Raw genomic sequence first — 9331 nt, 5'->3', positions numbered from 1 at the left:
GGCCGCCCAGGCCCGCGGCCGGGCCGGCCGGCGGGTCCAGCACCACCTGGCCGGCTGCGCCGACTGCCGGGGCCGCCTCGACCTGCTGCGCCGGGTCAACCTGCGGCTGGCCGGCCTGGTGGGCAGCGCGGCCGCGCTGCTGGCCGCGCTGGTGCTCGCCCCGTTCGGCGGCCAGCAGCGGACCGAGGCGCAGGAGGGCTGCGAGGTGCGCTACCGGGTCACCAGCGAGAGCGAGGACCGCTTCAACGCCCGGATCTCGCTGCGCAACACCTCCGACCGCGCGGTGAGCGGCTGGATCCTGCGCTGGCCGCTGCCGGTCGGCGAGCACCTGCTGGCGGCCTGGCCGGGCACCGGCCGCGGCTTCGAGACGGCGGGCGAGGCGGCGATCCGGGACGGCGGCTGGAACGCGCTGCTGCCGCCCGGCGGCTCCGCGGTGACCGGTTTCTCCGGCAGCCGGACCCACGCGGAGCCGGTGCCGGAGGTGATCACGCTGAACGGCCGGCCCTGCCGTGTGAAGGTGTGGTGACAGTCGTACGAATGCGGTGGGACGCACGCCACAGGGGCGTGCCGCGGCGGTCGTCCGGGCCCCGGGAGGGGCTAGGCTGGGCGGGTTCCACGACCGCCCGCCGCCCGCGGGGGAAGGGCCCCGTACCGGCTCTGACCTGCGACGACCCCGTTCGGAGACCGTGACTACCGCCGCCTCCTCCCCGATGGCCCCGCTGTTCTCGCACGCCGACAGCACCCACCCCCGCCCGACCGGCACCTCCGCCGCCGCGCACCTCTCCCCGGCCTTCCCCGGCCGCGCCCCCTGGGGCACCGCGGCCAGCCTGCGGGCCTGGCAGCAGGGCGCGCTGGACCTGTACGTCGAGAAGCAGCCCCGGGACTTCCTGGCGGTCGCCACCCCGGGCGCCGGAAAGACCACCTTCGCCCTGACCCTGGCCTCCTACCTGCTGCACAACCACCTGGTGCAGCAGGTCACCGTGGTCGCGCCCACCGAGCACCTGAAGAAGCAGTGGGCCGAGGCCGCCGCCCGGATAGGGATCCGGCTCGACCCGGCGTACTCCTCCGGCCCGCTGTCCAAGGACTACCAGGGCATCGTGGTCACCTACGCGGGCGTCGGGGTCAACCCGATGCTGCACCGCAACCGGACCGAGGCCCGCAAGACGCTGGTGATCATGGACGAGATCCACCACGCCGGCGACTCCAAGTCCTGGGGCGAGGCCTGCTTCGAGGCGTTCGAGCCGGCCACCCGCCGGCTCGCCCTCACCGGCACCCCGTTCCGCTCGGACACCAACCCGATCCCGTTCGTCCAGTACGAGGCCGGCGGCGACGGCATCCGCAAGTCGGTCGCCGACTACACCTACGGCTACGGGCACGCGCTGGCCGACCACGTGGTCCGCCCGGTGATCTTCCTCAGCTACTCCGGCAACATGCGCTGGCGCACCAAGGCCGGCGACGAGCTGGAGGCCCGGCTCGGCGAGCCGATGACCAAGGACCTGATCGCCCAGGCCTGGCGCACCGCGCTCTCCCCGCAGGGCGAGTGGATCCCCGCGGTGCTGCAGGCCGCCGACCGGCGGCTGACCGAGGTCCGCAAGGGCATCCCGGACGCCGGCGGCCTGGTGATCGCCACCGACCAGACGGTGGCCCGCGCGTACGCCAAGCTGCTGCGCGAGATCACCGGCGAGAAGGTCACCCTGGTGCTCTCCGACGAGAGCGAGGCGTCCCAGCGGATCTCCGACTACGCCGAGGGCACCTCGCGCTGGATGGTGGCCGTCCGGATGGTCTCCGAGGGCGTCGACGTGCCCCGGCTGTGCGTGGGCGTGTACGCCACCTCGATCTCCACCCCGCTGTTCTTCGCCCAGGCCGTCGGCCGCTTCGTGCGCGCCCGCAAGCGCGGCGAGACCGCCTCGGTGTTCCTGCCGACCATCCCGATGCTGCTCGGCTTCGCCAACGAGATGGAGCTGCAGCGCGACCACGTCCTGGACCGGCCCAAGAAGGAGGGCGAGGGCCTGTTCGACGAGGAGGACCGGCTGCTCGCCGAGGCCGAGAAGGCCAACGACGGGGCGGACACCGGCACCGAGGAGTTCTCCTACGAGGCGCTGGGCAGCGACGCGGTCTTCGACCGGGTGCTGTACAACGCCATGGAGTTCGGCATGCAGGCGCACCCCGGCAGCGAGGAGGAGGAGGACTACCTCGGCATCCCCGGCCTGCTCGAACCCGACCAGGTGCAGATGCTGCTGCAGAAGCGCCAGCACCGGCAGATCCAGCGCTCCAAGGCGAAGCCCGCCGAGGAGGCCGACCTGCTCGAACTCCCCGCCGACGAACGCCCGGTGGTCACCCACCAGGAACTGCGCGAACTGCGCAAGGAGCTGAACGCGCTGGTCGCCGCCTGGCACCACCGCACCGACCAGCCGCACGGCGGCATCCACAACGAGCTGCGCCGCCAGTGCGGTGGCCCGCTCACCGCGCAGGCCACCGCCAACCAGCTCCGGGCCCGGATCGGCCGGATCCGCGAGTGGGCCGCCCAGGGCTGAGCGCCGCGCGACCCCCGCGGCGGGGCCGCCCGGACCGGGTGCCGACCGGTCCGGGCAGCGCCCACATATCGGACGCTTGAGCACTTGCGGCGCGAGTTATGCGCGCCTTATCCGATTTTTCATCACGACTCTCCATCGAAGCCGCCCGAATTCTGGACAACCACTTCCACCGGGCCGCACCGTTCATTAGCGTCTCCCCACACTCGCCCGGTCCCCACCCACCGGCCCGGCCGGGTGCCGCGGAGCTCTGCGCCCTGCCGATGTCGCCTCGGCCGGAACTCCCGCGCTGGACACCCTTCCCGCGCGCGACCAATTCCGGTGCGGCCCACGGTAGTTGTGCCGTAGGGTCGGACTTGCCGCGGAAAGGACCTAGCGCCTCGTGACTGCTGAGACTTCCCAAACCCTGGACAGGGGTGTCCGGGTACTGAAACTGCTCGCCGATTCCGAGCGCGGGCTGACGGTGACCGAACTGGCCGCCAGGCTGGCCGTCAATCGCACGGTGGTCTACCGCCTGCTCGCCACCCTGGAACAGCACGGCCTGGTCCGCCGGGACATCGGCGGCCGCGCCCGGGTCGGCCTCGGCGTGCTCCGGCTCGCCCACCGCGTCCACCCGCTGCTGCGCGAGGCCGCGCTGCCCGCGCTGCGCTCGCTCGCCGAGGACCTGGGCGCCACCGCCCACCTCACCCTGGTCGACGGCAACGAGGCGCTGGCCGTCGCCGTGGTCGAACCGACCTGGACGGACTTCCACGTCGCCTACCGCACCGGCCTGCGCCACCCGCTCTCCGAGAGCGCGGCCGGCCGGGCCATCCTGGAGGCCCGCAGCTTCCCCGGCCAGCGCCGCCCCGAGCAGGGCTGCGTGATCACCCGGGCCGAGGAGCAGTCCGGCGCCAGCGGCGCGGCCGCCGCGCTGATCGGCCTCAGCGGCATCGAGGGCAGCGTCGGCGTGGTGATGCTCAACGGCCTCGTCCCGGAGCGGGTCGGCCCGCGGGTGATCGAGGCCGCCACCGAGGTCGCCGACGCGCTGCGCTGACCCCGGGCGCCCGGGCCGCCGTCGGGCCGGGCCGGGCGGGAACCGCGCGGGCGTCCGTGGCGGGTGCCGCGGTGTGTTTGGATGCGGGGGTGGCTTCCCAGAACCTGCCCCCGGCCCTGACCTCCCCGCGCACCCGGGCCCTCGGCCTGTGCGCGCTGCCGGTGCTCGCGCTGTTCGCGGTGGCGGCCTTCGTGCCGCTGCCCTTCACCCTGGAGTCGCCCGGCCGGACCGCCGACACCCTGGGCACGTACGACGGCGCCCGGGTGCTCACGATCACCGGGACGCCGCTGCGGGAGACCTCCGGGCAGCTGCGGGTGGTCACCGTCGACGCGACGCCGCCGCAGCAGCGCAACAGCCTGTGGGACGCGCTGGCGGCCTGGGCCGACCCGGAGCGCGCGGTGGTGCCGACCGAGGAGGTCTTCCCGCAGAGCGACCCGGCGAAGGCCAACCAGGTGACGCTGCAGCAGATGACCCAGTCCCAGGACAGCGCGACGCTGGCCGCGCTGAACTACCTGCACCTGTCGCCGGACCAGGTCCGGGTGCAGGTCGACCTCGGTGACATCGGCGGCCCCAGCGGCGGCCAGATGCTGGCGCTGGGCATCATCGACCAGATCTCCGGGGACGGCAGGGGCGGCGAGCTGACCGGCGGGCGCAACGTGGCGGGCACCGGCACGATCGACGCGGACGGGCGGGTCGGCCAGGTCGGCGGGATCCCGCTCAAGACCCAGGCGGCGAAGCAGGACGGCGCCACGGTGTTCCTGCTGCCGCGCAGCGAGTGCGCGCAGGGCAAGGTCAACACCCCCGACGGGCTGCAGCTGATCCCGGTGGACACCCTCTCCGACTCGGTCGCCGCGCTCCAGGCCCTGAACAGCGGCGGCGCGGTCCCGCACTGCTGACGCCCCGTCCGGTTGGAGGTCCTCGGACGGCGGCGCGGCGGGGCAATGGCGCGGCGGGGCAGTGGGGACCGGGCGTGGCACCCCCGTGCGCCCGGCCCTCGTACGCGTCCGTCCCCCGGGGCCGCGGTCGTTCCTACAGCCCGAACGCGGCCGTCACCAGGTCGTCGCCGACCCGGTTGCGCAACTGTGCGGCGATCTCCGGTAACCGGTGGGCCTGGGTCATCGGCAGCGACACCGCGACCGCGGCGAGACCGCTGCCCAGCACGATGGGCACCGCCGCCCCGGCGGTGCCCATCGCGTACTCCTGGTACTGGGTGATCGGCGCGGCCCGCTGCGGCCCGTGCCGGGGGAGCAGCGGCAGGTGGGCGGGCTCGCGCAGGGTGTACGGGGTGAACGGGACCATCGGGTAGCGGGCCAGGTGGTTGCGGCGCTCCTCGGCGGACATCAGGGCCAGCAGCGTCTTGCCGGCCGCGTGGGCGTGCGCCCCGGCCCGGAAGTGCCGCGGGTCGGCGGTGGGGGCGCCGGGGGCGGCCGCCGCGGCGACCAGGTCGACCTCGCCGTCCTTGTACCAGGCGAAGTGGACGGCCGCGGACAGCTGGTGGGCGATCCGGCCGAGCAGCCGGTCCAGCCGGGAGCGGCCGGCCGCCGGGCTGTCCTCCCTGGTCAGGCCGGAGACCGCGGGGCCGGTGCGGTACAGGCCCTCGCGGCGCTCCAGGTAGCCGTCGTGCACCAGGGTGCGCAGCAGGTGGTAGGTGGTGCCGAGGGCCAGCCCGGTGTCCCGGGCGAGCTGCTTGGCGGTGGCGCCGGACGGGTGCCGGGCGGCGGCCTCCAGCAGCCGCAGGGCCCGCTGCGCGGACGCGATCAGGGTGGTCTGCGGCTCGGCGGCCCGGCTCATCGCTGGGCCGCCCGTGGACGAACGGCCCGCCGGGGGGCGGCCGCTGACGGTGGGGCGGCTGACGGGCACTCAGGGAGTGCGGTCCATATGCTCATGGCTGCGATCTTTGCGTGCACAGACAAAAGGCATATGCCAAAAACCCCCCGGTCAAGGGAGGCGCGCCAGGGCGGACCGGCACCGGCGCGGGGTCAGCCCCCGCCCCCCGCCCCGGCCGCCTGCTCCACCAGCGGCAGCACCCGGTACGGCACCGGGTTCTCCAGCGCGATCGCGGTGGACGCCCGGACGATCCCGTCGAACCCCACCACCCGGTCGATCACCCGCTGCAGGTCCGCGTTCGACCGGGCCACGATCCGCACCAGCATGTCCCCGTGGCCGGTGATGGTGTGCAGTTCCAGCACCTCCGGCACTGCCGCCAGGTGCGCCCGGACGTCCGCGCCCTGCCCCTGCGAGATCTCCAGCGTCGCGAACGCCGTCACCGGGTAGCCCAGCGCCGCCGGGTCCACCTGCGGGCCGAACCCGCCGATCACCCCGCGCGCCTGCAGCCGGTCCAGCCGGGCCTGCACCGTGCCGCGGGCCACCTGCAGGCGGCGCGAGCACTCCAGCACCCCGATCCGCGGCTCCTCGGCGAGCAGCCGGATCAGCTTGCCGTCCAGCGCGTCGATGGCGTCGGGCTGCGGGGGCACGGGGCGGCTCCAGGGGCGGGGCGGGGCGGGCGGTCGGGCGTCGACCGTCATTGTGCGGCCGCCCCGGTCCGCGCGTCAGCCCGGGCGCCCGGCGGGACGGGTCAGTTGCCCACCACGAAGGTCTGCACGGTGGGCGGGTGGTCGTTCCAGGACACCATGACGACGGAGGCCCGGTCGTCCTTGGAGAAGTTGATCTGCATCCACTGGTCACCGTGCCAGACCTGCACCGACCAGCCCGCTTCCGGCACCGCCGACACCAGCTTGGCCTCGGTGGGGCGCTGGTCGAGCGCCACCCGGCCGCCCAGTACCGGGTAGCTGTGCACCGTGCTGGGCGGGCTGCTGGTCTTCCGGGCCGGGGTGGTGGGCCGCGAGGCCACGGTCGCCCCCGGCGTCGGGTCCGGGTCCGGCGAGGGGTCCGGCGCCGGGTCCGGGGCCACCGCCGAGGGGGGTGGCGCGGCGCTCGGGGAAGCCGGCGGGCTCGTCCCCGTCGGCTCGGTAGAGGGCACCGAGGGCAGTTGAACCGCCGCCGGCTGCTCGAACACCGTGTCGACGAGCACCGCGTGCACGCCTAGCCAGGACAACGCCACCGCTGCTCCGGTGGCCGTCGTCCAGGCGCCCAGTTGAACCAGTCCGCTCCGCATCGCGGGCCCATCCTGCCGTACGAAGGTCACGACCGGGTCAGTGGGCCGGACCATCCGCGGAAACCTTGTGGAAAAAGAGCGGTGAAGCTTCAGGGAAGCTGAAGTCCATGCCCGTTCCCGGTCCGGGCGAACCCCCCGAGGTACAGACCAGTCGGCCGCCATGCCGTACCGTGCAGCCCCATGGCAACAGTGCTTGTGGTCGAGGACGACCCCTTTGTGCGTTCCGCCCTGATCCGCCATCTGGCCGACACCGGCCACGCCGTGCGCTCCGTCGGCACCGCCCTGGAGGCCCTGCGCGAAGTCGCCCAGGTCGGGTGCGACCTGGTGGTCCTCGACCTGGGCCTGCCGGACCTGGACGGCAGCGAGGCGCTCAAGATGATCCGCGGCCTGACCAACGTCCCGGTGATCATCTCCACCGCGCGGGACGACGAGGCGGAGATCGTCCGGCTGCTGAACGACGGGGCCGACGACTACCTGGTGAAACCTTTCTCCGGAGAACACCTGACCGCCCGGATGGCCGCCGTCCTGCGCAGACTGGGCGGCGGCGCCCTGGTGGCACCCCAGATCCTCCGGGTCGGCGGCCTCGCCATCGACCCCCAGCGCCGCGAGGCCCTGCTCGACGGACAGCGGCTCGACCTCACCCGCCGCGAGTTCGACCTGCTGGCCTTCCTGGCGGCCCGCCCCGGCGTGGTCGTCCCGCGCAAGGAGATCCTGGCCGAGGTGTGGCGGCAGACCTACGGCGGCGACCAGACCATCGACGTCCACCTGTCCTGGCTGCGCCGCAAGCTCGGCGAGACCGCCTCCAGCCCGCGCTACCTGCACACCGTGCGCGGCGTCGGCGTCCGCCTGGAGGCGCCCTCCGGACCGGCCGGGGGCGCGACGTGAAACGCATCCTCCGCTCGCTGCGCTGGGCGATGGTCAAGGCCGCCATCGCCGGCACCGTCATGGTCGCGCTGGCCTTCCTCATCCCGCTCGGCCTGATGGTCCAGCAGACCGCCCGGGACCGGGCGTTCACCGCCGCCGAACGGCAGGCCGCCGCGCTCGGCCCGGCCCTCGCCATCACCATCGACCAGCAGGCCGTCGCCAAGGCGATGGCCTCCACCGACGCCGGCACCCAGGACCGGCTCGCCGTCCACCTGCCCGGCGGCATCACGGTCGGCAACGCCCGCACCGACAACGACCAGCCGCCCGGCAACGGCAACCAGGGCACCACCCCCACCGTCCGGTCCGGCACCGCCCGGGTCGACGGCGGCTACGTGCTGCTGCAGCCCGTCGCCGTCGACGGCGGCGGGATCGCCATGGTCGAGGTGTACGTCCCCGACAGCGACCTGTCGCGCGGCGTCGGCACCGCCTGGCTGGTGCTCTCCGGCGTCGCGCTCGCCCTGGTCGCGGTGTCCGTCGCGGTCGCCGACCGGATGGGCACCCGGATCATCCGCTCCGCCCGCCGCCTGGCCACCGCCGCCCGCTCGCTCGGCGCCGGCAACCTCACCGTCCGGGTCCCGGTCGAGGGACGCGAGGCGGCGGGCGCACCCGAAGAACTCCGGGAGGCCGCCTACGCGTTCAACGCGATGGCCGACCGGGTGGTCCACCTGCTCGCCGCCGAACGGGAACTCGCCGCCGACCTCTCCCACCGGCTGCGCACCCCGCTCACCGTGCTCCGGCTCAACGCCGCCGCACTCGGCGGGGGCGACGCCGCCGACGCCACCCGGCACGCGGTCTCCCAACTGGAGCGCGAGGTCGACCAGATCATCCGCACCGCCCGCCGCGACCCGGAGGACGCCCCGCCGGTCGCCCTCGGCTGCGACGCCGTCGAGGTGCTCCGGGAGCGGGTCGGGTTCTGGTCCGCGCTCGCCGAGGACGAGGGACGGCCCTGGCGACTGACCGGCGCCGACGCGCCCATGCCCGTCCCGGTGCAGCGCGGCGACCTGGCCGCCGCCGTCGACGCGCTGCTCGGCAACGTCTTCCGGCACACCGCCGTCGGCACCCCCTTCGCCGTCGACGTGGCCGCCACCGGGGACGCGGTCACCGTCCTGGTCGGGGACGGCGGACCGGGCTTCGCCGACCCGGACACCGCCATCCGGCGCGGCGCCGGACACGGCGGCGAGGGCTCCACCGGCCTCGGCCTGGACATCGTCCGCAAACTCGCCGAGGGCACCGGCGGCGAAGTCCTGCTCGGCCGCTCGGCGGCCCTCGACGGCGCCGAGATCTCGGTCCGGATCAACGTCCGCACCGAGGTCGAACTGCCCCGGCAGCAACGCCGCCGGAGCGGCCGGCTGATGACCCGCAAGGACTAGGACCGAGGACGACCGGTGCCGACACAGGAGCTGTTACCGCGGGGGCGACAGCTCGGGCGTCGCTCCGCTCCCTTAAATACGTCCTAAGCGGCGGCCAATGCTGCCTCATGCCGTCCCGGCCCGGGCGACCGGGCCCGCCGGCCCGGCTAACGTCAGCCGACAGCGGGGTCCGCGACCCCGGAACCGTACGAGGACCGGAGCCCGCTCCGCCCCGGAACCCGTACCCGCGCGCCGGGTCCGGCGCGGCCCCGGACCGCAGCGGTACGGCCGCCGCGCGTGACCGTCACCACAGCGCGCACACCGGCACCGCGCGCACCGCCGCCGCCGGGAGACGCACCGCGGACCACCGGCCGACCGG

General features: G+C 74.7%; 9 protein-coding genes. 6 read left to right on the top strand and 3 right to left on the bottom strand.

Annotation, left to right across the window (positions count from 1 at the left end; genetic code table 11):
• From ACWEO5_RS36825 to ACWEO5_RS36810, 4 genes are all read left to right on the top strand, one after another.
• The coding region (locus tag ACWEO5_RS36825) for a cellulose binding domain-containing protein (protein ID WP_452166453.1) at positions 1-526 on the top strand (526 nt) is incomplete at its 5' end.
• 184 nt (positions 527-710) lie between these two features.
• A complete protein-coding gene (locus ACWEO5_RS36820) occupies positions 711-2534 on the top strand; it encodes a DEAD/DEAH box helicase (RefSeq protein ID WP_452166455.1) in 1824 nt (607 codons plus the stop codon).
• Positions 2535-2913: 379 nt separating this feature from the next.
• Complete coding sequence (locus ACWEO5_RS36815) at positions 2914-3564, top strand: IclR family transcriptional regulator (protein ID WP_014135981.1); 651 nt, start codon at positions 2914-2916, stop codon at positions 3562-3564.
• Positions 3565-3653: 89 nt separating this feature from the next.
• The gene (locus tag ACWEO5_RS36810; protein WP_452166452.1) at positions 3654-4460 is read left to right on the top strand and encodes a hypothetical protein; all 807 of its coding nucleotides are present in this window, start codon (positions 3654-3656) and stop codon (positions 4458-4460) included.
• A 133-nt stretch (positions 4461-4593) separates the two neighbouring features.
• On the opposite strand, the gene ACWEO5_RS36805 is transcribed toward ACWEO5_RS36810, so the two are convergent.
• The 3 genes from ACWEO5_RS36805 to ACWEO5_RS36795 all read right to left on the bottom strand — a co-directional run bounded on the left by ACWEO5_RS36805 (position 4594) and on the right by ACWEO5_RS36795 (position 6679).
• Complete coding sequence (locus tag ACWEO5_RS36805; RefSeq protein ID WP_452166451.1) at positions 4594-5355, bottom strand: helix-turn-helix domain-containing protein; 762 nt, start codon at positions 5353-5355, stop codon at positions 4594-4596.
• Positions 5356-5543: 188 nt separating this feature from the next.
• Positions 5544-6038, bottom strand: a complete 495-nt coding sequence (locus ACWEO5_RS36800) for an Lrp/AsnC family transcriptional regulator (RefSeq protein ID WP_033219895.1) — start codon at positions 6036-6038, stop codon at positions 5544-5546.
• A gap of 101 nt (positions 6039-6139) precedes the next feature.
• A complete protein-coding gene (locus ACWEO5_RS36795; protein WP_452166450.1) occupies positions 6140-6679 on the bottom strand; it encodes a hypothetical protein in 540 nt (179 codons plus the stop codon).
• A gap of 180 nt (positions 6680-6859) precedes the next feature.
• Between ACWEO5_RS36795 and ACWEO5_RS36790 the strand changes: the two genes are divergently transcribed.
• Together ACWEO5_RS36790 and ACWEO5_RS36785 are read left to right on the top strand one after the other, a co-directional pair.
• On the top strand, positions 6860-7564 hold the full coding sequence (locus tag ACWEO5_RS36790; RefSeq protein WP_344551224.1) for a response regulator transcription factor: 705 nt from the start codon (positions 6860-6862) through the stop codon (positions 7562-7564).
• Positions 7565-7581: 17 nt separating this feature from the next.
• Positions 7582-8973, top strand: a complete 1392-nt coding sequence (locus ACWEO5_RS36785; RefSeq protein ID WP_452166454.1) for an ATP-binding protein — start codon at positions 7582-7584, stop codon at positions 8971-8973.
• The last annotated feature ends 358 nt before the right edge of the window (positions 8974-9331 follow it).

The organism is Kitasatospora sp. NPDC004272 (assembly GCF_053603035.1).
The sequence above is the reverse complement of the archived record's forward strand: the minus strand, read 5'-3'. Positions and strand labels throughout refer to the sequence as shown.

Excerpts from the sequence above, each read along its gene's own strand:
- ACWEO5_RS36790 (WP_344551224.1), top strand. The coding sequence starts at position 6,860 with ATGGCAACAGTGCTTGTGGTCGAGGACGACCCCTTTGTGCGTTCCGCC.
- ACWEO5_RS36795 (WP_452166450.1), bottom strand. The coding sequence starts at position 6,679 with ATGCGGAGCGGACTGGTTCAACTGGGCGCCTGGACGACGGCCACCGGA.
- ACWEO5_RS36820 (WP_452166455.1), top strand. The coding sequence starts at position 711 with ATGGCCCCGCTGTTCTCGCACGCCGACAGCACCCACCCCCGCCCGACC.
- ACWEO5_RS36805 (WP_452166451.1), bottom strand. The coding sequence starts at position 5,355 with ATGAGCCGGGCCGCCGAGCCGCAGACCACCCTGATCGCGTCCGCGCAG.